Origin of the sequence: Bordetella sp. BOR01 (assembly GCF_019218885.1) — a bacterium.
Lineage (GTDB): Bacteria > Pseudomonadota > Gammaproteobacteria > Burkholderiales > Burkholderiaceae_B > Bordetella_A.
Map to the genome: position 1 here is coordinate 85,297 of NZ_JAHUWT010000002.1, position 26,782 is coordinate 112,078.

22 protein-coding genes and 1 pseudogene are annotated in these 26,782 nt (G+C 63.0%); 15 read left to right on the forward strand and 8 right to left on the reverse strand.

Features of this window, described 5'->3' with window-relative positions; all coding sequences use genetic code 11:
- Positions 1-41 precede the first annotated feature (41 nt).
- Positions 42-4,202: an autotransporter domain-containing protein gene (locus KW845_RS08220; RefSeq protein WP_218368746.1), complete on the reverse strand. Its 4,161-nt coding sequence runs from the start codon at positions 4,200-4,202 to the stop codon at positions 42-44.
- Positions 4,203-4,884: 682 nt separating this feature from the next.
- On the opposite strand from KW845_RS08220, the gene KW845_RS08225 reads away from it, so the two are divergent.
- A complete protein-coding gene (locus tag KW845_RS08225; RefSeq protein WP_218368747.1) occupies positions 4,885-5,781 on the forward strand; it encodes a hypothetical protein in 897 nt (298 codons plus the stop codon).
- Positions 5,782-5,819: 38 nt separating this feature from the next.
- Here the strand turns inward: KW845_RS08225 and KW845_RS08230 are convergent, their stop codons facing one another.
- The 6 genes and pseudogenes from KW845_RS08230 to KW845_RS08255 all read right to left on the reverse strand — a co-directional run bounded on the left by KW845_RS08230 (position 5,820) and on the right by KW845_RS08255 (position 10,445).
- Positions 5,820-6,143 (reverse strand): hypothetical protein, encoded by a 324-nt coding sequence (locus KW845_RS08230; protein WP_218368748.1) that lies wholly within the window; start codon positions 6,141-6,143, stop codon positions 5,820-5,822.
- Positions 6,144-6,455: 312 nt separating this feature from the next.
- Positions 6,456-6,833: a helix-turn-helix domain-containing protein gene (locus KW845_RS08235; RefSeq protein WP_218368749.1), complete on the reverse strand. Its 378-nt coding sequence runs from the start codon at positions 6,831-6,833 to the stop codon at positions 6,456-6,458.
- A gap of 579 nt (positions 6,834-7,412) precedes the next feature.
- The gene (locus KW845_RS08240; protein WP_218368750.1) at positions 7,413-8,228 is read right to left on the reverse strand and encodes an META and DUF4377 domain-containing protein; all 816 of its coding nucleotides are present in this window, start codon (positions 8,226-8,228) and stop codon (positions 7,413-7,415) included.
- A 169-nt stretch (positions 8,229-8,397) separates the two neighbouring features.
- Positions 8,398-9,003, reverse strand: coding sequence for a DNA-3-methyladenine glycosylase I (locus KW845_RS08245; RefSeq protein WP_218368751.1), 606 nt, complete (start codon positions 9,001-9,003; stop codon positions 8,398-8,400).
- A 14-nt stretch (positions 9,004-9,017) separates the two neighbouring features.
- Positions 9,018-9,497: pseudogene (locus KW845_RS08250) on the reverse strand (methylated-DNA--[protein]-cysteine S-methyltransferase); the annotation flags it as partial.
- 120 nt (positions 9,498-9,617) lie between these two features.
- Positions 9,618-10,445: an oxaloacetate decarboxylase gene (locus tag KW845_RS08255; protein ID WP_218368753.1), complete on the reverse strand. Its 828-nt coding sequence runs from the start codon at positions 10,443-10,445 to the stop codon at positions 9,618-9,620.
- 141 nt (positions 10,446-10,586) lie between these two features.
- Here KW845_RS08255 and KW845_RS08260 point away from each other — a divergent pair, with 141 nt between their 5' ends.
- From KW845_RS08260 to KW845_RS08290, 7 genes are all read left to right on the forward strand, one after another.
- Positions 10,587-11,591, forward strand: a complete 1,005-nt coding sequence (locus tag KW845_RS08260; RefSeq protein ID WP_218368754.1) for a pyridoxamine 5'-phosphate oxidase family protein — start codon at positions 10,587-10,589, stop codon at positions 11,589-11,591.
- Positions 11,592-11,933: 342 nt separating this feature from the next.
- Entirely contained in the window at positions 11,934-13,442 is a 1,509-nt protein-coding gene (locus KW845_RS08265) for an amidohydrolase family protein (RefSeq protein WP_218368755.1), read from the forward strand.
- A 25-nt stretch (positions 13,443-13,467) separates the two neighbouring features.
- The gene (locus KW845_RS08270) at positions 13,468-14,574 is read left to right on the forward strand and encodes an ABC transporter substrate-binding protein (protein ID WP_218368756.1); all 1,107 of its coding nucleotides are present in this window, start codon (positions 13,468-13,470) and stop codon (positions 14,572-14,574) included.
- Between the two features lie 12 nt (positions 14,575-14,586).
- Complete coding sequence (locus tag KW845_RS08275) at positions 14,587-15,438, forward strand: ABC transporter permease (protein ID WP_218368757.1); 852 nt, start codon at positions 14,587-14,589, stop codon at positions 15,436-15,438.
- Positions 15,435-16,277 carry an ABC transporter permease gene (locus tag KW845_RS08280; protein ID WP_218368758.1) on the forward strand — a complete coding sequence of 281 codons (843 nt, stop codon included), beginning with the start codon at positions 15,435-15,437 and terminating at the stop codon, positions 16,275-16,277. The genes KW845_RS08275 and KW845_RS08280 overlap by 4 nt, the downstream gene beginning before the upstream one ends.
- A 13-nt stretch (positions 16,278-16,290) precedes the next feature.
- Positions 16,291-17,175, forward strand: a complete 885-nt coding sequence (locus tag KW845_RS08285) for an ABC transporter ATP-binding protein (protein WP_218368759.1) — start codon at positions 16,291-16,293, stop codon at positions 17,173-17,175.
- 30 nt (positions 17,176-17,205) lie between these two features.
- Positions 17,206-18,567: an LLM class flavin-dependent oxidoreductase gene (locus KW845_RS08290; protein ID WP_218368760.1), complete on the forward strand. Its 1,362-nt coding sequence runs from the start codon at positions 17,206-17,208 to the stop codon at positions 18,565-18,567.
- Between the two features lie 40 nt (positions 18,568-18,607).
- On the opposite strand, the gene KW845_RS08295 is transcribed toward KW845_RS08290, so the two are convergent.
- Positions 18,608-19,504 (reverse strand): LysR family transcriptional regulator, encoded by an 897-nt coding sequence (locus KW845_RS08295; protein WP_218368761.1) that lies wholly within the window; start codon positions 19,502-19,504, stop codon positions 18,608-18,610.
- Between the two features lie 195 nt (positions 19,505-19,699).
- Between KW845_RS08295 and KW845_RS08300 the strand changes: the two genes are divergently transcribed.
- From KW845_RS08300 to KW845_RS08330, 7 genes are read left to right on the forward strand one after another with little or no spacing between them, the layout of a single operon-like run.
- Positions 19,700-20,686 (forward strand): tripartite tricarboxylate transporter substrate binding protein, encoded by a 987-nt coding sequence (locus tag KW845_RS08300; protein WP_218368762.1) that lies wholly within the window; start codon positions 19,700-19,702, stop codon positions 20,684-20,686.
- A 16-nt stretch (positions 20,687-20,702) separates the two neighbouring features.
- Complete coding sequence (locus tag KW845_RS08305) at positions 20,703-21,665, forward strand: hydroxymethylglutaryl-CoA lyase (protein ID WP_255592505.1); 963 nt, start codon at positions 20,703-20,705, stop codon at positions 21,663-21,665.
- Between the two features lie 16 nt (positions 21,666-21,681).
- On the forward strand, positions 21,682-22,233 hold the full coding sequence (locus KW845_RS08310; RefSeq protein WP_218368764.1) for a MaoC family dehydratase N-terminal domain-containing protein: 552 nt from the start codon (positions 21,682-21,684) through the stop codon (positions 22,231-22,233).
- A 2-nt stretch (positions 22,234-22,235) separates the two neighbouring features.
- Complete coding sequence (locus KW845_RS08315; protein WP_218368765.1) at positions 22,236-22,736, forward strand: acyl dehydratase; 501 nt, start codon at positions 22,236-22,238, stop codon at positions 22,734-22,736.
- Positions 22,729-24,291: a class I adenylate-forming enzyme family protein gene (locus KW845_RS08320; protein ID WP_218368766.1), complete on the forward strand. Its 1,563-nt coding sequence runs from the start codon at positions 22,729-22,731 to the stop codon at positions 24,289-24,291. The genes KW845_RS08315 and KW845_RS08320 overlap by 8 nt, the downstream gene beginning before the upstream one ends.
- Entirely contained in the window at positions 24,266-25,912 is a 1,647-nt protein-coding gene (locus KW845_RS08325; RefSeq protein WP_218368767.1) for an FAD-binding oxidoreductase, read from the forward strand. Before KW845_RS08320 ends, KW845_RS08325 begins: the two co-directional genes overlap by 26 nt.
- Complete coding sequence (locus KW845_RS08330; protein ID WP_218368768.1) at positions 25,909-26,754, forward strand: MBL fold metallo-hydrolase; 846 nt, start codon at positions 25,909-25,911, stop codon at positions 26,752-26,754. Before KW845_RS08325 ends, KW845_RS08330 begins: the two co-directional genes overlap by 4 nt.
- The last annotated feature ends 28 nt before the right edge of the window (positions 26,755-26,782 follow it).

The window sequence follows — 26,782 nt, forward strand, 5'->3', positions numbered from 1 at the left end:
GTGTGCCCGGTCAAGGTTTGGCCAGGCTTGGGGCTGCTGTCTTAGAAGCCGACCTTCAGGAAGAGCGAGCCATTGTTGTCCGTCTGGCTGTCGCCAAACTGGCCGTTGTAGCTCAGGCCCATCGTGGTGTTCTTGCCCAACGAGACCCCAACGCCCAGGTTGACTGCTGCAGCATCCTTGGCGATGGGCGCGCCGGCCACGCTGAAGGAAGCGCCGTCGCCCGCGATGAAGGCCATCGAACGGCTGGGATCGATGTCGCCATTGGCATGGCGCCAGCCCAGGCCACCCTGCACGAAGGCTTGGGTGCCGCGCACCTCGAAAAAGGTCTTGCCGCGTACGCCCAGGGTGGTGGTGAAGGTGTTGTCGGTGCGTGAATCGCCATGCAGAGCGGCATCGCCACCCTTTTCGTTGAAGCTATCCGACTTCAGGTTCAGCCAGGCCAGGCCGAGGAACGGGCCCACCTGGGTGTTGGATCCGACATTGAAGCCATAGCCCAGCTCGGTGAAGATCTGGGCGCTCTTGGCGTTGTAGTCGGCCTTCAGGGTCTGGTTGCCACCCACGGTCACGTTGCGACGGGTGTCGATGTCGTGATGGGTGTAGGCCGCGCCCAACAGGAAGTCCACCTGGCCGTTGGAACGTTCCCAGCTCTTGCCGCCGTACAGGGCAGCGGTGTAGCTGTTGACGTCCGACTTCGAGGAAGCGCGATCCCTTACCTTGGTCGTGCTATCCGTGTAGCCCAACGCAGCGCCCAGGCGCCAGCCCTGGCCGATCTCGGTATCACCACCGATGAAGAGGCCACCCGAGGTCGTCCTGGCCTTGGCGGAATTGCCGTCGCCATCCAGCGTGAACTCGCCGCCGGCAACTTGCGCCCACAGCGGGAACGTTTCTTGGGTGGTCAGGCCGCCCCGCAGGCGATTCGAAAGCGCCTCACGCACCTGGACGCCCGAGTACAGCAGGGCCGACTGGGTGCTGGCGTGGATTTCACCCGAGAGCTGGTTCAGCGAGTCTTCGACATTGCCAGAGGTAAGGGCTGCATCAGCCGCGGTGTTCGCGCCCGCAACCGAGACCACGCCGTCCAGCGTGTTGCTCTGGTTCGAGGACAGTGTCTCCTTCTTGGCAGCCACTTTGGCCGCGTCAACGGAGAGGCTTACCTTGACGTCCTGGGCATTCACCTTGACAGGATCCAGGCCCACCAGCGTGCTGTCGAAGCTGGAGTCCAGGCCGGCGCTGGCGAAGTCACCGACGACGTTGCCAGCCTGGGTCTGCAGGATGGCGTAGTCGCGGTTGATACGGAAGCCGCCATTGCCGTTTTCCTGGCCAACGGTCAGGGCCGTGCCGGTCAGGTCGACGTCTCCCGTTTGGGCGATCACCAGGTCGGATTGGCCTGCGGCGTTGACTTCAGCGAAGTAGGCCGTGCCCAGGTTCGAGATCGAACCGAAGGTCTGGGTGCCGACAGAATTGCCCGGGCTGAGCGTGCCGCCCGAGGCGTCAAGCGAGCCGGCGACATTCAGGTTGCCACCCAGGGTGGAGCCACCCGCAACAACGACATTGCCACCGATCTGGATCGGCGCTGCAATCGAGCCACCGAGCATCGACGAACCATTGCTCAGGCTCACATCGCCACCGATGGCGCCGCCATTGGCCTGGCTGAAGGAGAACTTCGAGGCATCGCCGGACAGGTTGCCGCCGATGGCAGCAGAACCGGCGAATCCGACATTGGAACCATTGGCGGCCACACCGCCAGCAATCGACGTGTTCCCATTGAATTGGGCCTGGCTGCCGGTATCGACCGCGAAGTCGCCACCAATGGTTGCGCCATCGAGGAAGGCGATGGTCGAATTCTGGCCACCCGTGACATTCCCGGCGATCGGGGCGCCGCCTTCGTTGATGATGGTGGCGCCATCGCCCGCGGTGATATCACTGAGGCCTTCCTGGCGACCCATCCAGCTTGCGCCATCTGCGACGATGAAGTTGGTTTTGCCACCGCCGGCACGGTTGCCCGTTTCGTCCAGCCCATCACGGTCAATCACGTCGCCGCGCGAGGTGGATCCCGAGCCCAGGGTCAGGTTGACCACGCCATCCATGCCGTCGTCGTTACGATTGACTTGCAGCAGGGTGCCATTGTTCTGGGTCAGGTTGGAGCCTGCGCCCACGGTGATGGTTTGTTCCTGGCCAGCATTGTCCAGATTCGAGACGAGCGACGCCTTGGCCGCTTGAACGGTGGTCGATTCCAGCACAACCGTGCCGCTGTCATTGATGACGATGCCGTTGCCCTTTTCGGACACCAGGGTCGAGCCCTTCGCATTCAAGGTGCTGCCATAGTTCACCTCGGCGGCGCGGGCGTTCTCGCCTTGAACAACGACGGTGGAGCCTTCCAGGTTGATATTGCCGTAGGTATTGTCCGTGCCGATCACAGAGCCGACCTTGACCCCCGCGCTGCTGGCGCCGCGGGTGATGATGGTGACATCCTTGGCATTGATGGTACCGCCGGTGGGGGACGAGGCGGTGATGTGGAAGTCGTACAGGGGCTCGTGGATGCCGCCCACGGCAATGAGGCCATTGGCCGTTTCACCGGGTTCATTGCCGTTGGGGCCGCCATTGACGATGACCGTGCCGCCTTCGAGATTGACGGTGCCGCCGTTGTAGGCCCAGACGCCGTCGCCCGCATTGCCCGAGGTCGTGACATCGACGCCCTTGGCATTGACGACCGAATTGTCGCCGCTTGCGTACAGGCCGTAAGCCATGAAGCCTTCGGTGGAAACCGAACCGCCTTCCAGGCCGATTTCAGCGCCGCCGGTCGCGTAAGCACCATAGGCGCGCTGGCCCTTCGTGGCGATCAGCAGGTCGGAGGTGCTGATCTTCGATCCATCGCCATCCGCAGCAAGGGCGTAGCCACGCGAGCCATCGCCGTCCTGGGTGCCCTTGCCTTTTTCGTTGTTGGTAGAGATCGAGCCGCCCGTCAGGGTGATCGTGCCACCGTCTTCGGCGCGCGCGCCGTAACCGTGCAGGCCAGCGGTGCTCACCGCTACATTCGTGCCCGTGATCTCGGAGCCGGCGCCGGTGGAGAGCAAGCCATAAGTGTGATCCGCGCCTACGGATATCGAGCCGCCATTGATCTCGATCTTGCCTTGCTCGAAGGCCACGGCGCCCATTGCGCCGGCACCAGTGGTCACGATGTCGGTATTCGTGCTGGAGACAGTGCTGCCAAAGCCCGCTGCCAGACCGGCACTATTCGAACCGGTGGTTTCGATCAGTGAATTCTGGATGACCACCTTGCCTGCGGTCGGTTCACCCGGGTCACCAGCCATAACACCAAAGGCCAGGTCGCCGCTGGTCTTGAGCTGCGCACCGTCGATCGTGATGGAGCCAGGGCCTTCGGAGCCGTCGGTATAGGCACGTACGGCTGCAGCGCCATTGCCGCTTGTGGTGATGGAGCCGCCGGCAAAGGAAATTTCAGCACCGTTGGTCGCTTCCAGGCCGAAGCTGTTTTGGCCTTCGGTGATGATGTCGGTATCAACAGCCGTTACCGTGGCTCCTTTGTTGACCGCCTGGACGCCGACAGAGTACGAGTCGCCTTCCGTCCTGATTTTGGCCCCGTCAAGATTGACCGTGGCGGGTTTGTCCAGGCCAGTCGTAGCGAAAGCGCGTACGGCATGGCCAAATCCGTCTTTCGTGACGATTTCCGTGCCATTGGCGTTGATGGTGCCACCATCAATGGCGACCAGGCCAGAGGTGCGCTTGCTACCCGAGGCGGTCACCGTTCCGCCATTGAGCGTTACGGTGCCGCCGTCCAGGGCGCCTACACCGGCGGTGCCAGTGAAATTGACGTTCGGATTGGTCGAATGGGCGGAGATTTCGATCTGAGCATTGCCCAAGATCGCCGTGGCGTCCTCGCCTCGGGCGTAGATCGTCTTCGAATCGCTGATGCCCGGGCCGTCAACGTTATTGGTGGCAATCACGTTGTCCATTTCGATGATGCCGCCGGCCTCAACGGTCACGAGGTTTACTGCGGCCCCCGAAATTTGTGCGTTGCTACCCGTCAGTACGCCGCCATTGACGATGGTCAGGGTGCCACCGTTGATATCCATGCCAGAACCGTCTGCCGGGATATCGATGACGACGTTGCTGCCAGGATCGGCCATGGCCACAGGCACTTGGCTGAAGGCGGCCATCAGGGCCAGCGTCAGCACCGTCCTGGTCATTCCTTTCTCACGTTTGAAATCTCTCACAGTTCACACCTTCTGTCGTTGTCGGAACTTTGGTGCCTGGGCGTACCGGTCGCGCAAGACGACACACCAGGCGGGGATTGCTGGATTCAGGCGGCGGCGGAAGTGCCGCGTGGCTATGTGCCGAGCGCGATCCAAAGGTCGGTGGATTGACCTTCGATCGCTCTCAAGGCGATAGCGGGAATTCGTATTAATTTGGCAACATTAGTAACTATTGACGCAATTTGTCTCGGCGTATGGGAACGTTCGTTTTCTATCAAATTGTGCCGATAGCTTGTCAAGCAATTCGAAGAAAAATCAAATAAAAACAATGCTTTATCTTAATTTTGACACCACAATTGTGTTCTGATTCTTAAAATTATAAACACAGATGTGTTCAAAAAGAGAAGTTTAGTTGCAACGGAGAAAGTGGCTGTCCTCAACCTTCTGCCTGAAGGAGACGGTTGCTGTCCCGGTGGGGGCTATGTTGATCGGCGCTGATGCATGGTGGAAGTAAGCAAGGCCAATCATGGCAGCCTTTCCTGATAGGCACGATTGTGTTTATCGGGAATCATGAAAAGGCAAAGTAATCAGTTAGATATATAACAATTGTTGTCTCTTGATGTTGCGTTGTGTTTAAATAATAAACACAATTGTGTTTAAAGGCATTGAAGCCGCCATGCGAGTCGTAACGACGAATGAAATACGTCCCTCGGCAATGGGTGGCTCCTGGGACGGCGTAGTACCAACCGACCCGCAGTCGATGGATCGAGCCAATCAGGGTACGGCAGGCAGTCCCGTTGCGAAGGCTGTAGATCAGGATGTCGTTTATCTGGCGTTGAGCCACAACTCGACTGCTCTCTATGCCGACGATCTCACGGCATTTGGCTTCACTGTCCGGTTTTTCACGAGCATCGCCTCAATCTGCGCCACGCTTGCCCCGGGCGCTGCCCCACTGATTGCCTTGCAGGCAACGCCCCACACTATCCATCTTGCCGTTGCCAAATTGCGGTCAGTATTTCGACGCGCAGGCATCGTCGTCATTGCAGATGCCCCCGATCGATTGACCCGAACCGACATCATGCTGTCTGGGGCGGACGCTTGCGTAGAATCGGCGCCGGGTTCGATGGAGTTGATGGCAGCGATCCTGGCTTCCAAGCGGCGCATGGAAGCTGAGCGCCCCCGGCCAGAGGTCCAGGCGCAGCCAGCATTCCAAGCACAATCGGACTCCAGGCCGGCATTGACACCCCCTGCTCAGGAAGAGCTTCTCGGTCAGTGGCATCTGGTCGACAAAGGATGGGTGCTGGTGGCGCCCAACGGCGCCAGGTTGGAAATGACCTGGTCTGAAAGGCAGATCATCGGTCATTTCCTCAAGAAGCCGGATGTGCCTCTGACTCGAGAAAGCCAAGGCGCGATCCACGATCCCATTACGGGCCAGATCTCCCGAGGCATTGATGTGAATATCAGCAGGCTGAAAAAGAAGGCTGCATCCAAAGGAATGATGCTTCCCATTCGAAGCATCAGGGGCACGGGCTACATATTCGTGAGCAACGATCCCCTGGCAGATATCAGCTGACGAGGACAGTGAAGGGCAAGCCGCTCATCGCAGAACGGCTACTTCGTCGCGTGCTTCAGGGACAACTGATCAGCAAGATGTTCGATCTGTGTGTAGAGCATGCCCATAGACTCAATGCACAGCGAAATCATGTCATCGGTTTGAAGGTTGTCGATGAGGGCTCGGGAGTCTTCGTCGTCTTCACCCTCGGGCAGCCCGTGGTTACGGACGACGGTCAAAATCGAGACCACACCAGATGCAAGCGTGCGCGCGGACTCGAGTGCGGCCAGCAGAGGAGCCGCGTCCAACTCTTGGCGGTCAGCAGCCTCATAGACGGCCCTTTCAAACCGGCGAGCATGAATATGCTGCTTCTTCAGTTCCATATGTTGTGTATGTGAGGGTGGGCTGCTTGACATGTTTTTGATTAATGCATTGTCAGTAGCATTGCAACCTCAGCCACTTTTCAACTTATGCACGGTGCCCGCGAGGCTTAATTCAAATAGCAGTTTGGGCGATTTTCTTTGTCTCGACAATATTTTAAACCTAAACCCGTAAAAATTGAACACATATGTGTTTATTTTTTTACGTCGCCCAAGCGCAAATTTAGGCTAGGTTGTTATGTTGAGCATGAAAGGGCCGATAAAAAGGGCCGGTCAGGCCCTGGCATTGCTCGCTACTGCTGATGCTAAGTGGGCCTAACGCTGCGCTTGGCGTGAGCGGATGAAGGTCTCAACCATGGAATCCAGAATTCTCTTCTCGGCCAGCGAGAGTGCCAGATAGTCTTCCAGGCTTGCACCATGAAAAGGCCAGGTTAAATTGGGCGTGGCCGCCTTCGCTTGTGTTGCTTTTTGCTTTTGCGCAGCCATAGTGGCAGCGCCCTCTCGTAGCCATTCAGCGTCGACCTTGAGTGCATTGGCCAACTTGATGAGTGCTGCACCGGTAGGCTCGGTGCGCTGGCCGCTTTCATAGTTTCCGATCGTGCTTTGCGTGAGGCCGCTGGCCGTGGCAAGTTCTCTTTGTGTCCAGCCACAGCACATCCTGGCGCCACGCACCCGTTGTGCGAATGTTTTCATTGTTGTTTGACCTCTAAATCACGGCGCATTGAGGCACTTATTTCTACGGTAGCACCATAAGTCGAGGTGGGTGTCCCCATCAAACGTTCAGGTTGCTCAGTTAAGTTCGTTCGTGGCCGCAAGCTTATCCTATACAGTTGTTGTTAAATTGTAAATTTGTAAAGAGCTATGTCGATCAGATGGGAATTTGTCAAGAAGTTCATGGTCCATACGCTGCGATTGGCGATGAGCATAAAGGCGAGGACATAAGAGTTTAAGGAATGAAATTTGGCGCGAACTGCCACTATCTATATTAATAGACTCGTTCGCGGGGCAACCCCGCAAAGTGGCGCGACCAGAAGCAGGATTTTCTCGTTGAGGAGTCCTGCAGTATGAACAAGCCGAGATTCACGGATAGCCGGATCGAGGCGATCAAGCGCATCTACCGATTTATCGCGAGCTCTCGAACGGTTCCACAGAACGGTTCGTCATGAGTGGCTGTTGCGGTATCACGGGAAAGATCTGGATCACGCCCAGCGGCCGCGCTGTACCCATCTTCAGGCTCAACCTGAATGGATACAACGCCTTGGCTCTTCACACCTAGCGGCCTTCCTGGGCGCTTTCCACCACCATGTCCAGCACATAGGCGTAGCGCGAGGCATCGGCGGGCACCTGCTGGCGTTCATAGCGCTTGATGCGCAGTACGTTGCGCACGCCGGGCTCGTGTGTATAGCCCTCGATGTCGCTGTAGAAGGCCTGCCAGTCGCCATGGCCGGTTTTCAGGCCATTGGCGTCGTATTGGATCTCGCGAACTTGCAGGCACTGCGTGTCGGGAATCAGCGGATGAGAGCAAGCCACCCGTTGCGCCGCCACTTCCAGGAAGATGGTTTGCCCGGCCGAGCCGAAGCGGGTCTGGTCGGTAGGCGTACCCGCCAGCGTCCATTGCGCGCCGTCGGCAAAGCCCAGCGTCAGCGTGGGGCCGTCTTGCCCCTGGTCGATGTGCCACGAAGCGGCCTGCGGCAGTCGCTGGCTGAAAGCCTGTTCGTACTGCATCAGGCCGGGTTCGCTGCAGGCCATCATGGTGCCGACCACCTGCGATATTTTCAGGCGGTCGCCCTGGATGGCGTAGCTGGCACCCAGGCGGTTGCACAGCCCCGACACCGACAGGCGGTTGTCGGCGAAGCTCAGGCGCAGCGGCGCGCCGTTGCGCGTGGTGGGCGGCACCCAGCGCGTTTGCGCGGCGCCGCCGGCATCGCGCGCATGGGTCAGGTCCCAGTGGTAGGCCGACAGGTCGGGCGCGGCGGTTGCGGGGGTGGCCGATGTGCCGGCCGAGGGGGCGCGTTTGTCGTTCATGGCGCAGGCAGCCAGTACGCTCAGCGCACCGATCAGAAGAAAGCGGAAGGCAAGGAGCTTCATGGCGTCGAATCCGGTGCTGACGATACGGAATTATGTCCGAACGGCATGCAAACAGGATGTAAAAAAGCGCAAATAGGCCGTAGCCGAATCGCTGCTGGGCCTGTCGCAGGCCCGCAATGCGATCATGACGGATCTTCGTCAAGGCTGTCCTGGCCGGGCGCGTCGTCAATCAAGGCCGCGGCCATACGCCCGAGCTGCCGCGGCGGTGGCTGTCGACCAGATGCGTATCGATGATGCCGGTGGCTTCCATTAACGCATGCATGGTGGTGGGGCCCACGAACGAGAAGCCGCGCTGGCGCAGTGCCTTGCTGAGCGCCGTGGATGCCTCGGATACCGTGGGAATTTCCACGATGGTGCGTGGCGCCGGCGTGGCTGCCGGCTGGAACGACCAGATGAAATCCGCCAGCCCGCCGTCGCGCCGCAGCGCGATCGTGGCGGCCGCGTTGTTGATGGTGGCCAGGATCTTGGCGCGGTTGCGCACGATGCCGCTGTCGGCCAGCAGGTGCTCGATATCGGCCGCCGTGAACGCCGCCACCATGTCCGGTGCGAACTGGCGAAACGCTGCGCGAAATGCCTGGCGCTTGCGCAAAATGGTGGCCCATGACAGCCCCGACTGAAAGCACTCCAGGCTTAGCCGTTCGAACAAGCCTTGTTCGTCGCGTACCGGCATGCCCCACTCGGTATCGTAGTAGTGGCGCAGCAGCGGGTCTTGCGCGGCCCATGGCGGCCGCGCAAGACCGTCCGCACCGATGATGACGCCGTTGCTTGCGCTCATGCGGCCTGCTTGTCCCGGCCGCTTTCCAAGGCAAGCAGCAGGGCCTTGGCGCGCAGTCCGCCAGCGAAGCCCGTCAGATCGCCCGATGCGCCCACCACGCGATGGCAGGGGGCCACGATGGAAATCGGGTTGCGCCCATTGGCGGCGCCCACCGCGCGTACAGCCTTGTCGCGGCCGATCTGCATGGCGATGTCACGGTAGCTGCGTGTCTGGCCATACGGAATCGTCAGCAGCGCGGTCCAGACTTGCTTCTGGAATTCGGTGCCATTGAAGTCCAGGGGCAGATCGAAGCGGTTGCGCTCGCCGGAAAAATATTCGGCCAACTGGCGTTCGGCTTCCCGCAGCACCGGGTGGTGCGGGTCTTCTTGCATGGGGCCCAGGCGTACGCGATTGGGCTTGTCGTTTTCCCAAAGAATGGCGGCCAGCTTTGATTGCCTGGCCACCAGTTTCAACTGGCCCACGGGCGAGTCGACGGTCTTGTATGCGTATGACATGATCAGGTTCCTTTGAGTACGGGGCGGCATCGGCCGCCTGGCATTACAGGTACCCAGTCTAGGCACTGCGCAAGCCTGCCGCACTCGCATTCTTGCCGTCGATTTCCGGCCGCGGTTTCATCAAGGGCGCGGCGCGAACAACGTGTTTAGCTGGCTGCCGGTGGCCGCCTGGGCAAACGCAGTATCGAAGCGTCCCTGCGCCACGGCTTGTGCGGCTTGCATGAAGCCGGCCCAGGCTGCGCGCGCCAGGGCCCCACCCACGCTGATGCGGCGCACCCCCAGCGCGGCGATATCTTGCAGGTTGAGCTCGCTGGCCGAGCCCACCAGCAGGTTCACCGGCTTGGGGGCCACGGCCGCCACTACCGCGGCGATCTGTTCGCGCGTACGAATGCCGGGCGCATACAGGCAGTCGGCGCCGGCTTCGGCGTAGGCTTGCAGGCGGGCGATAGCGTCGTCCAGGTCGGGCCGGCCCACGATGAAGTTCTCGGCGCGGCCCACCAGCAGCGCGCCCGTGCCGGCCGCATCGATGGCGCGCCGCGCGGCCTGCAGGCGGGTGACCGCGACGTCGATGGGGAACAGCGGATCGGCCGGGTTGCCGGTGGAATCCTCGATCGACAGGCCGGCGATGCCGGTGTCCACCGCCAGGCGCACGTTGCGCGCCACGCCGTCGGCATCGGCCGCGTAGCCGTTCTCGAAGTCGGCGTTCAGCGGCAGGTCGGTGGCGGCCACCATCGTGCGCAGGTGCGCCAGCACCGATTCCAGCGTGGCCGCGCCATCGCGCTGGCCTTGCGACCACGCCATACCGGAACTGGTGGTGGCCAAGGCCTTGAATCCCAGGCTTTGCAGGAACCGGGCGCTGCCTACGTCCCAGGGGTTGGGCAGGATGAAGCAATCTTGTTCGTGCAGGGCGCGGAAGGCCGCGCAGGCGTCGGCGGGGGCTGGGGGCATGGCGGGGCTCCGTTTTGGGCACTGTCTGGCGTGAGCGTCCATCGTACTCAATCGAGGCACGGCCCGCGCAGAACAACAAAAAGTGTAGACATAAATAGTTCTCATTTATAAAATGGCCGATCATTGGGCCCGGAGGCGTGCATGGACGGCGTGATTCATACAGTCGAGGCCCTGGAGGCCCAGGTCGGCACGCGTCCAGACGCGGTCAACCTGAAAGTCATCGACCATCTGGATGTCCATGCCCAGCGATGGCTGGCGGCCTCGCCGCTGGCGTTTGCCGGTTTCAGCGATGCGCACCAAGTGGCTGCCACCCTGGTTGGTGGCGCGCCAGGCTTTGCATCGGCCCCCGAGCCCGGGCAACTGCGCGTGCCACGCGCGGCCCTGGATGATCCGCAGCACGCGCAAGCCGGGCGCGGTGCCGGACTGTTGTTCCTGATACCCGGCCTGGGCGAGACCCTGCGCATCAATGGCGTGGTGGCGGACACGTCCACTGCCGACATCCTGATCAACGTGCAGGAATGCTATGCGCATTGTGCGAAGGCGCTGCTGCGTTCCGATTTCTGGCGGCCCGATCCGGGCGCCGATCCGCAAGACGCCGCGGCTTTTCTGCAGGCTTGCCGTTTCATGGCCCTGGCCACGGCCGATGCCGCGCTGCATACCGACCTGAGCCCCAAGGGCGATCCGGCCGGCAGTCTGGTGCAGGCTTATGGCGACGGCATCCGCTATGCCGACCGGCCTGGCAATCGGCGCACCGACAGCCTGCGCAATATCTTGCAGCGGCCCGATGCGGCCGCCTTGTTGATCGTGCCCGGCTGCACTCGGGTGGCGGCGGCGCAAGGCCGCGCGCAGATCAGCGCCGACCCGGCGCAGCGGCGGGCATTCATGGTGCAGGACAAGACGCCGAAACTGGTCACCAGCCTGGCAGCGCCAGTGCTGGTGTTGCGCGAAAGCGCCGCGCTGGCGCGCTCGCGGCCATGGCTTTCGCCCGTGCCGCCGGCCGACATCGACCCGGCCGAGATCTTCGCCGCGCACGTCAGGCTGAACAAGACGCGCGGCCTGGGCGCCGCGATCTCGCGCGCCATGGTGTCCATTCCCGGGCTGATGCGCAAAGGGTTGCAGCAGGACTACAAGCGCAACATGTATTGAAGCGGGGCGGCGCAACTGAAGCACCGACGGGCGGCTGAGCAAAATATTGGCAATTGCCAATATTGCGCATACATATGCCAAAGCCAGTATTTTGAAAATATGTGCCAAATCGGTCGGCGCCGTCGCTACCCACGGCAGGCCGGCATACCCATCACTTTCCCGCCCGTGCCCGACACGAACCGCATATGGAAATGCGGATCGGTTTCCATATAGAAAGACAAAATACGTCGTTCAAGTCTCTTCGGTTCTCTCGTAGATTTTCAAGCTCTGAGCGGAAATGCATCGCCGATGCCGCCACGCAGACCGGGCGGAAAAAGCGCCGCCAGCCCTACGGAGAATCTTATGAACGATCGTCTCGTTACCGCTCACGCGTCCCGCTCGGTTGCCGTCAAGGCGGGCCTGGATTTCCCCGTCATTGACACCGATGTGCATGTCAACGACTACACCCCGTTGCTGGAAGACTACGTCCAGCAATACGGCGGCGGCAAGTTGGTCGATGCATTGCGCAAGGCGCTGGGGTCGCGCTTCAACACGCGCAGCAACGGCAGGGACTGGTACCAGCAAACCCAGGAAGAGCGGCGCTACCATCGCACGCTGCGCTCGCCGTGGTGGGCGCGCGTCACGCGCAACACACTGGACCTGGCCACCTACACGCTGCCCGAATTGCTCAGCGAGCGCCTGGCCGAGCAGGGTGCCGACTACTCGGTGCTGTTCCCGAACGACGTGCTGGCGCCGCTGGGCGCGGGCCAGGAACATCGGCAGGCGCTGCATCGGGCCATCAACCATTTCCATGCGGATCAATACCGCAAATACAGCGACCGGCTGACGCCGGTGGCGGGCATTCCGCTGCACACGCCGCAAGAGGGTATCGAAGAGCTGGAGTTCGCCGTCAAGACGCTGGGCTTGAAGGTGATCAACATCGCGGGCGGCGTGCGCCGGCCGATCCGGGCGATCGCCGACAAGTATCCCGCCGCCGAGCATCCCGAGCTGGCCAAGCATGCGGCCTACATCGACTTCTACGGCATCGACAGCGAGCACGACTACGACCCGTTCTGGGCCAAGGTGGTCGAGCTGGGCGTGCCGGTCACCACGCACTACGGCAGCCAGGGCTGGACTGGCCGCCATTCGATCAGCAACTACATGTACAACCACATCGGCCATTTCGCCGATGGGTCGCAGGCGTTTGCCAAGGCGCTGTTCTTCGGTGGCGTTACCCGGCGCTTCCCGGGGCTGCGCGTGGCCTTGCTGGAAGGTGGCGCAGATTGGGGCGCGCACGTGTTCACGCATTTGCTGGATCGCTGGGACAAGCGCAACCGCGATGCGGTCCAGAACTACAACCCCGCGCATGCCGACCTGGACCTGCTGGAAGAACTGTACGAGCGCTACGGCAAGGATGTCACCCAGGGCCGCCCGGTCGACCGGTCTACCTTGTTGCGCGATACGCTGGGCATATCCGCCTTGCCGCACAGCCGCGAACCCAATGAGGACGAGATCGACGATTTCGCCCTGGCCGGTATCGAGGCGCCCGAAGACATCAAGAGCCGATGGGTCGACAACTTCTACTTCGGTTCGGAGTCGGACGACCGCACGGTGTCGGCGGCATTCAACGACAAGCTGAACCCGCTGGGCGTCAAGGTCAACGCCATCTGGTCGTCCGACATCGGGCACTGGGACGTGCCCGACCTGACCGAACCGCTGGCCGAAAGCTGGGACCTGGTCGAGCAGGGCGTCATCAGTGCCGCCGATTTCAAGTCCTGGGTATTCAGCAATCCCTACCGCTTCTACACGGAAGCCAACCCGGACTTCTTTGCCGGCACGGCCGTCGAGCGCAAGCTGGCCCCGTCCAAATAAGCATCGCACAAAGGAAGCACAAGTCATGAATCGGCATGGAATCACACGCCGCCGCCTGCTCGCAGGCGCGGCGGCCACGGTGGCGGCCGCGTATGTCCCGCGCACGGCGCTGGCCGCCACCCCCGACACACTGCGCATTGCCGTCGCCACCGCGGGCGGCGGAGACCCCATCACCTGGGGCGGGTCGCCCGGCTCGGTGGCACGGCTTAATGGCTGGGTGGAAGATACCTTCAAGAACACGGGCACCAGGATCGAGTGGCTGTTCTTCAAGGGTGCGGGGCCGGCCGTCAACGAGGCCATCTCGAACAAACAGATCGATTTTGCCTACCACGGCGACCTGCCCTCGACGGTGGGCCGATCCAACGGCTTGAAGACGCGCATCTTGCTCATCAGCGGGGCGCGCAACAATCTTTATGTGGTCACCCCGCCCGACTCGAGCATAAATTCCATCGAGGCCCTGAAGGACAAGCGGGTATCGATCTTCCGCGGCACCAACGGACACTTGGTGGCCGTCAACCTGCTGGCCGCGCACGGCCTGTCCGAACGCGATATCAAGGGTATCAACCTGGACAGCGGCAGCGCGCAGGCGGCGCTGGCCTCGCGCGGCATCGATGCCTCGTTCGGCGGATCGGAATTCTTCAAGCTGCGCGACCAGGGCCTGGCCCGCGTTGCGTTCTCTACACAGGGCGGCGACCCTTCATTCACCCGCCAGGCGCACCTGCATGTCAGGGACGAGTTCGCGTCCCAGTATCCCGAGGCGGTGCAGCGTATCGTGGATGTGTTCGTCCGCGCCGCCGACTGGGCCTCGGACGAGAAGAACCGCGATGAGCTGTTCAAGCTGTGGGCGCGCAGCGGCACGCCATACCAATCGTACGTGGCCGAGTTCGAAGGGCAGGATCTTGCCGTGCGCAATTCGCCCTTGATCGACGAGTTCATCATCGGGCGCTACCAGGCCGTGGTCAGCGACGCCCTGAAGCTGAAACTGATCCGGCGCGAGGTGTCGGTGGACGACTGGTTCGATCCCAGCTTCCTGCGGCAATCGCTCAAGTCGCAGGGGCTGGAAAGCCGCTGGACTTACTTCGATGCCAGCGGCAAGGCGCCTGGCGATCCGCCCGCCATCGTGGGAAGCTAGGCAGGAGCCGCCATGACGCAAACCACCACGCTGATTCCCTATGGCACCACGGGAAATACCGCCGTGGGTTGGCGGCAGCGCCTGCTGCGCAACCCCTTGAGCAATGGTCTCTTGCCATGGCTGCTGCCGCTGGGCTTGCTGGCGCTATGGCAGACGGGCGCCAGCCAGGGCTGGATCTCGCCGCAGGTATTGCCGCCGCCCGGATGGGTGGTGCAGACGCTGGCCGACACGGCTCGCAACGGCGAACTGTGGATCAACGTCGAGGCCAGCATGCGGCGCGTGCTGCTGGGCTTCCTGGCCGGCGCCACGCTGGGGCTTTTGCTGGGCTGCGCCATGGGCCTGTCGCGCCGGCTGGAAGCCTACCTGCTGCCCACGTTCAACGCGCTGGTGCAGATCCCGGTGCTGGGCTGGCTGCCGTTCGTGCTGCTGATCGTGGGCATAGGCGAGCCGCTGAAGTACATCCTGATCGCCAAGGCTGCGCTGGTACCGGTCACGCTGAACACCTTGCAGGGCTTTCGGCAGATACCGGCGGCCTACCGCGAGGTGGCGCAGGTGTATGGCTACACGCGCCGCCAGGAAGTGCTGGAAGTGGTGCTGCCCCTGGCCACCCCCACGCTATTTACCGGGCTGCGGCTGGGTTTCACCAAGGCATGGCTGTCGCTGGTGGTGGTCGAACTGGTGGCCTCCAGCGAAGGCCTGGGCTACATGATCGTCTACGGCAGGCAGTTGTTCCAGCTGGATCTGGTCATGGCCGCGGTGATCGTCGTGGGCGCTATCGGCTACCTGATCGACCGGGGGCTGAACCTGCTCGAGATCAAGTTGATCGGCAGCCGTCCGTCCGCGGGCCTGGGAGCCAGCCTATGAACACGCCTGTTTCGGCCGTCGCCGCGCTGCGTGGCGACAGTACAGCCGCCGCCGAATCGCTTGCGCCGTCGCGCGTCCGATTGTCCGGCCGATGGCGCGGCCTGGTCTTGCCGTTGGCCGCGATTGCCCTGTGGTGGGCCGTCACGTCGCTGCACCTGGTGAATTCCGCATTGCTGGTGCCGCCGGCCAAGGTGTGGCAAACCGCGGTAGACCAGTTCGCCAGCGGGCAGGTATGGCTGGCGCTGGGCGCCAGCCTGGCCCGCGAGCTGACCGGCTTCGTCATCGGTACCACGGCGGGCCTGGTGCTGGGCGCGCTGCTGGGTTTCCTGCCCTTGTTCGACCGCCTGGTCGGCCCCAGTTTCAACACCTTCAAGCAAGTGTCGCTGTTTGCCTGGATCCCGCTGATCTCGGTGTGGTTCGGGCTGGGCGATGTGGCCAAGGTGGTGTTCCTGTCGCTGGCCGCGCTGGTGCCGGTCGTGGTCAATACCTGCGATGGCATACGCAACGTGCCGCAAAGCCTGCTGGAAGTCGGCCGCGTGTACCGCTATACCCAGTGGCAGACCATGACACAGATCGTGCTGCCTGCCGCGCTGCCGGCCATTTTCACCGGCATCTACCTGGCGCTGATCTATTCCTGGCTGGCCACCATTGGCGCCGAATATCTGCTGGTGGCCGGGCGGGGCGTAGGCAATATCTTGATCGAGGGCAGCGAGCATTTCCGCATGGACCTGGTCATCTTCGGCATGTTCATCATCGGCCTGGTGGGCTGGCTGATGAATGCCTCGGCGCGTGTCGTCGAGCGGCACATAGGCCGCTGGCGCGTGCGTCCATCGTCATGAACAAGGAACAACCATGAGTCAACCCCAAGCGCAAGCCGGCCGGGCCGCAGCCGCCAGCCTGTTATCCAACGAGCTCGACATCATCGGTGTCGGCAAGCGCTACGCCAGCACGCAGGGTGATGGCGGTGTCCTGCAGGTGCTGCAGGGCATCGACCTGAATGTGCCGGCCGGCCAGTTCGTCAGCATCGTGGGGGCCAGCGGTTGCGGCAAATCGACCTTGCTGCGCCTGGTCCTGGGGCTGGATCCGGAATTCGATGGCCAGATCCTGCTCGACGGCAAGCCGATCTCCGGCACGGGCCCGGAGCGCGGCATCGTGTTCCAGGATCACCGCCTGTTCCCGTGGTTGAGCGTCGAGCAGAACATCGGCGTAGGGTTGCGCAACGCACCCCTCACCACGGCAGAAAAGCGCGAACTGATTGCCGGGCACGTGGCGCTGGTCGGCCTGCAGGGTTTCGAGAAATCGTATCCGCACCAGATCTCGGGCGGCATGGCGCAACGCGTGGCGATCGCGCGCGGCCTGGTGAACCGCCCGCGCGTGCTGCTGCTGGACGAGCCTTTCGGCGCGCTGGACGCATTGACCCGCTCGCGCCTGCAGATCGAGTTGCAGCACATCTGGCAAAAAGAGGGCATCACGATGCTGCTGGTGACGCACGATGTGGACGAGGCCGTCTTCCTGGGCGACCAGGTCGTGGTGATGGCGCCGCATCCGGGCCGCATCCGGCGCACCGTGCAGGTCGACCTGCCGCGCCCGCGCAGCCGCAGCGACCCCGCCTTCATCCGCCTGCGCGATGACGTGCTGGGCGATTTTCTTGATGTCGGGCCCAACCCGGGCGGCGCGGCGGCACCCGTCGCCGACGTGCGCCCCCGTTCCCTGGCCGACCTGGCCATGGCCTGGTAGCCGGTTCGAACCTACTTTTGCGGGAACACCATGACTGTCACGGCTCGCCAACTGAAGCTGGGCGCCTTCCTGATGCAGACCGGCCATCACATCGCGGCCTGGCGCCTGCCGCAGGCCCAGGCCGATGCCGGCACCAACTTTGGCCATTATGCCGAGCTGGCGCGCAAGGCCGAGGCCGCCAAGTTCGATGCCATATTCTTCGCCGATTCGGTCGGCGTGCGCAGTTCGAACCTGTCCTTCATGGCACGCACCGCGCGCGCCGACCAGCTGGAACCGCTGACGGTCTTGCCGGCGCTGGCGGCCGTTACCCGCCATATCGGGCTGATAGCCACGGCGTCCACCACTTTCAATGAACCCTACAACCTGGCGCGCAAGTTCGCGACGCTGGACCTGATAAGCGGCGGCCGCGCCGGCTGGAACCTGGTGACATCCAGCAGCGAGGTCGAGGCGCAGAACTTCAATTACGACAAACACCCCGCCCACGAAGTGCGCTACGAGCGCGCCGCCGAATTCCATGATGTCGTGACCGGGCTCTGGGACACCTGGGAAGAGGACGCCCTGCTGCGCGACAAGGATTCCGGCATCTTCTACGACGTCGACAAACTGCATGTGCTGAATCACAAGGGCAAGCATTTCTCGGTACGCGGGCCGCTGAACGTGGCCCGCTCGCCGCAGGGGCGGCCGGTGGTGGTGCAGGCCGGGGCATCGGAGGCCGGCCGCGAACTGGCCGGGCGCACCGCCGAAGTCATTTTCGTGGCGCACCAGACCTTCGGCGAGGCCCAGGCGTTCTACGCCGACATCAAGCAGCGGGCCGTGCAGCATGGACGCGACCCCGACGATGTGAAAATCATGCCGGGCATTTTCCCGGTGGTGGGCCAGACTTTGGCGCAAGCCGAAGAGAAATTCGAACACTTGCAAGAACGCATCCATCCCGTGGTGGGGGTGTCGCTGCTGTCGTCGATGATAGGCTTCGACCTTTCGCCTTACCCCGTCGACGGCCCGATCCCCGAGCTGCCCGAGACCAATGGCGGCAAAAGCCGCCAGCAGTTGCTGGTGGACCTGGCCCGCCGCGAGAACCTGACGATCCGTCAGCTCTACCTGAAAATATCGGGTGCGCGCGGGCACCAGCAGATCGTCGGCACCCCGTGCCAGATTGCCGACCAGCTGCAGCAATGGTTCGAAGAGGGTGGCGCCGATGGCTTCAACATCATGTCGCCCTGGCTGCCCGGCGGGCTGGATGACTTCATCGAGCTGGTCGTGCCGGAACTGCGCCGGCGCGGTTTGTTCCGCACCGAGTACGAGGGCGGCACGCTGCGCGAGAACCTGGGGTTGAAGATTCCGCGCCATCGGGCGCAGCAGCGCGCGGCAGCCGGCGCGGCGGTGCTGGCCTGAGCATGCGCTGCAGGCCTGTGGCATAGGCCCGCAGGCCGCCTCAGCCCAGGCCCGCCTGGGTTATCAGAATGTCGGCAAAGCAATCGGCCAGGGTCCGGCGCGAGCGCGCCGGCCAGATCACGCTAAGCTCCACCAGCGGCAGCAGCCGGCTTTCTCGCACCTCGCGGAACTGCACGCCCGGAAAGCCCAGGTCGCGCGTGGCTTGCGGCAGCAACGACACGCCGCAGTGGCCGGCCACGCAAGCCAGCACCGCCATGATGCGATAGGCTTCCTGCACCACGCGGCCGTCTCCGCCAGCCTGCCGCAGGGCACTGAGAATCTCGGCACGCATCATGGGCACCTGCTCGCGTGGCGCGAACACCAGGCCGCGCTGTGCTAACTCTTTCAGTCCGACCTTGCCGTCTTCGGCCGCCGGGAAATCGCAGGGCAGTACTGCGATCAGCCGTTCGCGTCGCAGTACCCGCTGCTTCATGCTGCCGTTGACCTCCACCGGCGTGAACAGGATGGCCAGATCAAGCGTACTGTCTTCCAGCTTGGCGACCTGCTCGGAATTGCTCAGCTCCAGCAGCGATACGTGCACATCGGGCATGCCGGCCCGAAACGTTTGCAGCGCCGCGGGAAGAATGCGATATGCGCCGGTGGCGACGAAGCCGATCGTCAGCCGGCCGCCCAGGCCCTTGCCGACCTGGCGCGCCTGGTGGGTTGCCGAATCGATGCGCGACAGCCCCATTTGCACTTCCTCGACGATGGCTTCGCCGGCCGGCGTCAGCCGGGCGCCGCTGCGCGAGCGCACAAACAGCTTCACCCCCAGTTGCCGTTCCATGCGGTCCAGGGCCTGGCTCAGTGCCGGCTGGGCGATGCCAAGCTGCTCGGCCGCACGGGTCAGCGTGCCAGCCTGGACCACTGCCAGAAAATACCGCAGATGACGCGTCTCCATGGGGCCTCCGGTTGGCCCCGTAGGCGGGGCGCCTTTTTATATAAGCAATGCTTATCAAAGTTCATTGTATCCATACTGTTTTCCAAGGACAGCCGATCTCATAATGGGCGTCATAAACGCGGCGGCCGGTGCCGATCGCATAACGATACGGAGGCGACAATGACATCAGCGACGCATGGTGCGCGCAGGCCGCGCATGCCTTTTCGGTTTCTTGCCGCGGTGCTGCCCGGCGTGATGGCTCTGCTGTCGGTGGCGCTGCCCACCGTGCCGGCGCATGCCGCCAGCGAGTACCCCGCGCACGCTATCCGGATGGTGGTGCCCTATCCGGCCGGAGGATCTACCGACGTGGTGGCGCGCGCCATTGCCCAGCACATGGGTGCGCACCTGAAGCAGACCTTCATCGTCGATAACAAGCCGGGCGCCAGTGGCATGATCGGTACCGAGTGGGTCGCGAAGTCGGCACCCGATGGCTACACCCTGGAATTCACCGCCTCGGATACCCATTCCATCAATCCCAGCGTCTATCGCGATATCCGCTATGACGCCAAGCGCGACTTCACGCCCATCGGGCTGGTCGGCTATCTGCCCCTGGCCCTGGTGGCGCGGGCAAACCTGCCGGTGCAGAACACTGCCGACCTTATCGCGCTTGCCAGGCAAAAGCCGGGGCAACTGACCTATGCATCTTATGGCGTCGGCAGTTCGTCGCAGGTGGCGATGGAAATGTTGAATACATCCACCGGCATCAACCTGCTGCACGTACCCTTCCAGGGAGCCGCGCCCGCCATGACAGCCATTCTTGCCGGGCAGGTCGACGCCATGATGGTGCCGCTGACCATGGCCGACCCCAATTACCGGGCCGGCAAAGTAAAGATACTGGGTGTTGCCCTGCAGAAGCCCTTTCCCGGCATGGAAGACCTGCCGACCTTCGAGTCGCAGAACCTGCCGATATCGGCGCGCGCCTGGCTGGGCATCTTCGGCCCCGCCAAGCTGCCGAAGCCTATCGTGGACAAGCTGAACCAGGCGCTCAATGAGGTGCTGACGGATCCGGCCGTGCTCGAGACGCTCGTGAAGAACGGGCTGCAGCCCGAGGCCATGAGTCCCAGCGGTTTCCGCGATCTGGTCGACAGCGATTTCGAACTATGGGGGGGTGTGGTCCGCAAGGCCAACATCCGGCATGAATGACATCGGGAGAAGTGCAATGAGCCTGCCTAAACGTATCACCATCCACGAACTCGGCCCTCGGGAGGGTATGCAGATCGAAAAGAATCCGGTCGACACATCAGAGAAGGTCCGCCTGGTCGACATGCTGTCGGAATGCAATTTTCCCGAGATCGAGGTGACCTCGTTCGTCAACCCGAAGTGGGTACCGCAGATGGCCGACGCCGAGGCGGTCGTGGCGGGGCTTACACCGCGCGCAGGCACTTCCTATACCGGCGTGTACTTGAACACGCAGGGTGTCGTGCGCGCGCTCAAGACCGGCAAGCTGCTGGTCGAGGGTAGTCTCAGCGTCACGGCCAGCGAGACTTTTTCCAAGCGCAACACCAACCGCACGATTGAAGACACTTACGCCGAAACCGAAAAGCGCATCGAAGCCTTCAAGGATCTCGGCGTGGCGGCGCGCGAGATCAGCGTCATGGCGGCGTTCGGGTGCAACTACGAAGGCAGCATCGATCCCGATCACGTGATCCGCCTGATCGCTCGCCTGCAGTCCCTGGCCGACGAAAATGGCTTGACGATAGACATGATCCAGCTGGCCGACACCATGGGGTGGGCCACGCCCGTTTCCATTCGCCGCCTGGTGGGCAGCGTGCGCGAGAAATGGCCTGAAAAACGGATCAACCTGCATTTGCACGATACCCGCGGCATGGGCCTGGCCAACGCCTTCGCCGCCATGGAACTGGGCGTGGATGACTTCGATTCGGCCGTTGCCGGGCTGGGAGGCTGCCCTTATGCCGGATTCAAGGATGCGCCGGGCAATATCGCCACCGAAGACCTTGTGCACATGTGCCAGGAAATCGGCGTGGAAACCGGCGTCGATCTGCCCCGACTGGTGGACATCGCGCGCGAGGCCGAACGCATCGTCGGCCACCCGCTGCCCGGCAAAGTGATGCGGGGCGGAAATTTGCAGGACTACCGCAACAACGCCGCGAAGGCATCTTGAACGGGGACAGCAGGCCATGAGTAGCGCTACCAATGCCCTGGCCGATCGCCAGGAAAACTACGACAAGTACATAGGAATGACCGGCGAGCCGAAGCTCGCGCCCATGCCGCTGGAACGCGACACGCTGCGACGCTTCACGCAAGCCATCATGGACCCCGACCCCGCCTACTACGACGATGAACACGCCGCGCAGAGCCGTTATGGCGGCGTCGTGGCGCCGCCCCTGTATCCCGCACATGCGTACCGTACGCCAGCCGGCGCCGCCGATCCTTTGCGTGCCGTGCAAGACGATCCGGACAGTGACGGCACTGCCGGCAACGATGGCGTGACTTTCGGCCTGCCGTCCATAGACATGCCGTACAAACGCTTGCTCAACGGCGGCAACGAGCTGGTCTTCCATCGCAATTTGAAACTGGGCGAACGCTGCGTCGTCACGCCCCGCTATGCCGACGTGCGCCTGAAACAGTCGAAGAGCGGCATGATGCTGCTGGTCGTGGTCGAGACCAGCTATTGCACCGAGTCCGGCGAACCTCTGCTGGTCAACCGTCAAACGCTGATCTGGAGATGATCGTGGCCGAACGCTATTACGAAGACGTTGAAGTGGGCGCCGTCCTTGGCGCCATCGATAAAGGCGCGGTCACCACCGCGCACATCATGCGGTGGTCCGCCGCCGTCGAGAATTTCCACCGCATCCACTATGACCAGCGGTTCGCCACAGGGCATGATGGCCTGCCCGATGTGCTCATCAACGGCTCATGGAAGCAGCACGTGCTGGTTCAACTGGTGAAAGACGGCCTGGGTCCCCTGGGTTGGGCCTGGCGGCTGCGCTTTCGGTACAAGAAGCTCGACGTGGCCGGAGACAGCATACGCGGCCATGCCGAAGTGATCGGCAAGCAGGTGGTCGAGGGGCTGGGCTTCCTGGTATTGCGCGTGCAACTGCTGGACCAGAATGGCGGCGAATCCACCGGCGGGCACGCCATAGGCGTATTGCCGCTGCGTGATGGGCCGCCGGTGCCCTATCCCTTTCCTGACGACCCGGCTTTCGCCGCGGTGACCCTGCCCGATGAATAACGTTCTTGCACCCGGCGGGATGCCGGGCCTGGCGACGTTGCTGGCCGGCAACGCGCAGCAATTCGGCGATCACATCGCCCTGCGCATCGACGAAGACACCATTACCTGGCGTGATCTTGCCGAGCTGGTGCAGCGCCTGGCGCAGGTGCTGGGCCCCAGCGTGCAGGCCGGAGAGCGGGTGGGCCTGTGGATGCACAACTGTGTCGAATGGGCCGCCCTTTTCATCGCCATCAATCTGCTGGGCGGTGTATCGGTGCCGATCAGCACCCGGCTGACTCCAGAGGAGCTCGAGGTCATCATGCGCGATGCCGGCGCGCACGTGCTGCTGACCAGCAAAAGCTACCGCGGCCGCCACTACTTCGAACAGGCCGCCGATCGATTGGCGGGCGCGGCAAGCGGTGTGCTGGTGTTGGCGCCACCGCCGCGCGGCGTCGGCCAGTGGGGCAGGGCCGGCACACTGTCGGGCCCTGCGAAAGACGGCAACGGCCTCGAGGCCGGCTTGCTATGCATACAGTACACATCCGGTACGACCTCGACGCCCAAGGGTGTGTTGCTGACCACCGAGGCATATCTGCGCACGGCGGCCTACGTGGCGCGATGCCAGCGGCTGACGCCGTCCAGCCGCTTCATCAGCGCGGGCCCGTTCTTCCATTGCAGCGGCAGTATGCATGCCTTGACGACGTGCCTATGGGCCGGCTGCACGCTGACCTCGATGTCGATCTGGAATCCCGAACATTTTCTCGACCTGGTACAGCGGCATCGCTGCGATGTCGCGCACATGATCTACCTGCGGGACGTGCTGGCCTTGAAAGACCGGCATGCGCGCGAAAAACTGCAGACCCTGCAGATTGCCCATGACCTGGGCACCCGCGAATACCTGCTGCGGCTGCACGACGAATTGGGTATCCCCGGCATATCGAACATCTACGGCATGACCGAGACCTGCGGGCAATTCACCATGTGGTATCCGGACGATCCGCTAGAGCTGCGCATCTCGTCCAACGGCCGGCCGCAGCCCGGCAATCATCTGCGTATTTGCGATCCTGCCAGCGGCGAACCGCTGGGGCCGGGCGCCATCGGCGAGATCCAGATGAGGGGGCCGACGGTGACGCGTGGCTATTTCGATCGCCCCGGCGCCGACGCCGAGGCCTTTACCGCCGATGGCTGGCTGCGTTCCGGCGATATAGGCGCGCTGTCCGAGCAAGGCGTGGTCACTTATATGGCGCGCACCAAAGAGATCATCCGCTGCGGCGGCGAGAATTTCGCGCCAGCCGAAGTCGAGCACGTCATGCACGATCACTGCCGCCTGGGCCAGGTCTGCGTGCTGGGCCTGGCCGATGAACGCCTGGGCGAAGTTCCCGCCGCCGTGGTGCTGGACACGCTGGTCGTCAACTGGGACAAGGTGTACAGCGAAATGCGCCAACGGCTGGCGGGATTCAAGGTGCCGAAAGCGATCTATGCCACGGCAGCGTTTCCCACCACCATGACAAACAAAGTGCAGCGCAGCACATTGAAGGAGTGGATCGACCATGGCAAGCTCAAGCGCCTTTTCTAGTCCGTTGCCGTCGGCAGCGGATCGCAACACGCATGCCGACCTGATCGGGCGGCTTGCCGCCATTGTCGGCGCCGACGCGGTCTTGGAAGACTTGGAGCACCGGCGCTTCTATTCGCTGGATTTTTCCGAAGAGCCGGGCGAAATCGCACTGGCGGTGGTCAAGCCCAGCACCGCCGAGCAGGTGGCCGACATCGTGCTGGCCGCCAATATGGCCGGTGTGGCGGTCAACACCCGCGGTGGCGCCATGTCGTATACCAGGGGCCATGTGCCGGTGCGGCCGGATACCCTGATCGTCGATGCCACCGGGCTGAACCGCATCATCGAGATCAATACGCAAGACCGGTACGTCACGCTAGAGACGGGTGTCACCTGGGCCGCCTTGCGCGCGGGGCTGCGCGGCACCGGTTTCCGAACCCCCTACATCGGTACCCTGTCGGGCAACCATGCCACGGTCGGCGGCGGCCTGTCGCAGAACGCCACCGGCATGGGCCGCGTCACGCTGGCCGAGCACGTGCTGGGCCTCGAGGTAGTGCTGGGCGACGGCCGCATCATGCGTACCGGCTCTTGGGCGACGCGGGGCACGCCGCCCATCTACCGCTATAACGGCCCGGACCTGACCGGCATGTTCCTGTGCGATTCGGGTGCCTTCGGAATCAAGACCAAGGTGCACTTGCTGCTGGAGCCAACGCCCAAGGTGTCGTTCGGTTGCGTTGCCTTTGGCAATCGCATCGATCTGGTCCGCGGGCAGGCCGCGCTGGCGCAGACCGGGCTGCAGACCGAGGCGTTCGCGTTCGACGGTCACTTCGTCAGCGAGTACGCCAAGCACCCACCGCCCGACAAACAGGAAAAGCGCCGCATGGTGGGCGAATTCCTGGCCGATCATCCGAACAAGCTGCGTGCCTGGCGCAACCTGCTGCGCGCCTGGCATCCCAAGGGGCTGGGCTTCCTCGACGGCCTGACCAACATCATGTACTACAGCGCCGAGGCGCACGACCAGGCGGCCGCCGACCGCATGGAACGGCAGATCGAGCGCCTGATGCAAGCCCATGGCGGCAAGCGGGTGCCTACCACCATTCCGTTCGGCCTGCGCTATGGCCCCTTCCTGAATGTCGGTGAAATCATGGCCAACCGGGAAGGCGAGGTGAACTTCCCCATCAATGCCAAATTCGCAGCTTCGCGCGCGGTGCCGGCCATGGAGGCTTTCGAGGCATTCCTGCTCGAGAACCGCGCCGTTCTGCAGCGCCACGGCATCCGTGTGGCCTGCAACTCGTTGCTGCACGGCCACTTCTGGGGGATAGAGCCGGTTATTTTCTGGAAGCGCCCGCTTGGCCCCTACCGTATGCACTACGCCACCGAGGACAGGCGCGCCCGTTCGGCCGGCATCGCCGAGGACGCCGAGCGCACGGCCGCGGCGATCGATTTCCGCCATCGCCTGACCCGCATGTTCCGCGAGATGGGCTCGTTTCACGTGCAATGGGCCAAGGCCTATCCCTATGCCGATGCGCTGGCGGGTCAGACGGCTTGGGACATGCTGACCCAAGTGAAGGCCATCACCGACCCGAACCACACGTTGAATCCGGGCGTGCTGGGCCTGGGTCTGCAGCGAGGACGATCGATATGACATGGAAAATCCAGCACCTGGACCTGGGACAGGTGGAACTGTACAAGAGCCGCCTTATCGTCACCGACGAGAAAAACGCCGTGGTGCGCGTGCCGGTGCAAGGATGGCTGCTGCTCAACGGCAAGGATGCCGTGGTCATCGATACGGGATTCCGGTCGCCGGATATCCTTGAGCGCCTGGGAGACCGCGCGCGCGGCGTGGAGACCCCGCAGCAGCGCCTGGCCGCCCAACTGGCGCAATACGGACTCAAACCCGCCGACGTGCGCTATGTGTTGCACACCCACCTGCATATCGACCACGCTGGCCAGACCGACATTTTCCCGGCGCAGACCACGGTGGTAGTGAATCGCCGCGAGCTGGAATATTCGGTATCCGGCCTTTCCGGCCCTTCCTACCCGCCCGAGGATATCAAGCATCTGGTCGACCGCCTGCATACGCCGCGCGCCTTGCGGCTGCTCGATCTCGACCTGGTCGACTCGGAGCAGGTGATGGAAGGCATACGCTGCGTGGCGGCGCGCGCGCACACCGAGGGGTCGATGATGATCTACGTCGATACCGACGACGGCCTGGCCTGTTTCTGCGGCGACCTGGTGTACAGCGTCAGGCATCAGCTGCTGATGCCTCGCGTGCTCGAGGCCGATCCGGCCACCAGCGCCAATTTCGTGGTGTCGCGCCGCGCGGAGAAAGCTGCCCTGAAGCGCATGTTGAACGCCGCGCCGCGCTTTCGCCTGTTTCCGGGGCATGACGATCCCGCCGACATCGAGCACGGCCTGGTGGTAGGGGCGGTTCACACAGAAGGCTGCGGCTTCGGCGGCTGTTGGTGCGCCCACATCGAAGAGTAGAGCCGCTTTTGATACGAGAACGAATCGT

Excerpts from the sequence above, each read along its gene's own strand:
- KW845_RS08220 (WP_218368746.1), bottom strand. The coding sequence starts at position 4,202 with ATGACCAGGACGGTGCTGACGCTGGCCCTGATGGCCGCCTTCAGCCAA.
- KW845_RS08225 (WP_218368747.1), top strand. The coding sequence starts at position 4,885 with ATGCGAGTCGTAACGACGAATGAAATACGTCCCTCGGCAATGGGTGGC.
- KW845_RS08230 (WP_218368748.1), bottom strand. The coding sequence starts at position 6,143 with ATGGAACTGAAGAAGCAGCATATTCATGCTCGCCGGTTTGAAAGGGCC.
- KW845_RS08235 (WP_218368749.1), bottom strand. The coding sequence starts at position 6,833 with ATGAAAACATTCGCACAACGGGTGCGTGGCGCCAGGATGTGCTGTGGC.
- KW845_RS08240 (WP_218368750.1), bottom strand. The coding sequence starts at position 8,228 with ATGAAGCTCCTTGCCTTCCGCTTTCTTCTGATCGGTGCGCTGAGCGTA.
- KW845_RS08245 (WP_218368751.1), bottom strand. The coding sequence starts at position 9,003 with ATGAGCGCAAGCAACGGCGTCATCATCGGTGCGGACGGTCTTGCGCGG.
- KW845_RS08255 (WP_218368753.1), bottom strand. The coding sequence starts at position 10,445 with ATGCCCCCAGCCCCCGCCGACGCCTGCGCGGCCTTCCGCGCCCTGCAC.
- KW845_RS08260 (WP_218368754.1), top strand. The coding sequence starts at position 10,587 with ATGGACGGCGTGATTCATACAGTCGAGGCCCTGGAGGCCCAGGTCGGC.
- KW845_RS08265 (WP_218368755.1), top strand. The coding sequence starts at position 11,934 with ATGAACGATCGTCTCGTTACCGCTCACGCGTCCCGCTCGGTTGCCGTC.
- KW845_RS08270 (WP_218368756.1), top strand. The coding sequence starts at position 13,468 with ATGAATCGGCATGGAATCACACGCCGCCGCCTGCTCGCAGGCGCGGCG.
- KW845_RS08275 (WP_218368757.1), top strand. The coding sequence starts at position 14,587 with ATGACGCAAACCACCACGCTGATTCCCTATGGCACCACGGGAAATACC.
- KW845_RS08280 (WP_218368758.1), top strand. The coding sequence starts at position 15,435 with ATGAACACGCCTGTTTCGGCCGTCGCCGCGCTGCGTGGCGACAGTACA.
- KW845_RS08285 (WP_218368759.1), top strand. The coding sequence starts at position 16,291 with ATGAGTCAACCCCAAGCGCAAGCCGGCCGGGCCGCAGCCGCCAGCCTG.
- KW845_RS08290 (WP_218368760.1), top strand. The coding sequence starts at position 17,206 with ATGACTGTCACGGCTCGCCAACTGAAGCTGGGCGCCTTCCTGATGCAG.
- KW845_RS08295 (WP_218368761.1), bottom strand. The coding sequence starts at position 19,504 with ATGGAGACGCGTCATCTGCGGTATTTTCTGGCAGTGGTCCAGGCTGGC.
- KW845_RS08300 (WP_218368762.1), top strand. The coding sequence starts at position 19,700 with ATGCCTTTTCGGTTTCTTGCCGCGGTGCTGCCCGGCGTGATGGCTCTG.
- KW845_RS08305 (WP_255592505.1), top strand. The coding sequence starts at position 20,703 with ATGAGCCTGCCTAAACGTATCACCATCCACGAACTCGGCCCTCGGGAG.
- KW845_RS08310 (WP_218368764.1), top strand. The coding sequence starts at position 21,682 with ATGAGTAGCGCTACCAATGCCCTGGCCGATCGCCAGGAAAACTACGAC.
- KW845_RS08320 (WP_218368766.1), top strand. The coding sequence starts at position 22,729 with ATGAATAACGTTCTTGCACCCGGCGGGATGCCGGGCCTGGCGACGTTG.
- KW845_RS08325 (WP_218368767.1), top strand. The coding sequence starts at position 24,266 with ATGGCAAGCTCAAGCGCCTTTTCTAGTCCGTTGCCGTCGGCAGCGGAT.
- KW845_RS08330 (WP_218368768.1), top strand. The coding sequence starts at position 25,909 with ATGACATGGAAAATCCAGCACCTGGACCTGGGACAGGTGGAACTGTAC.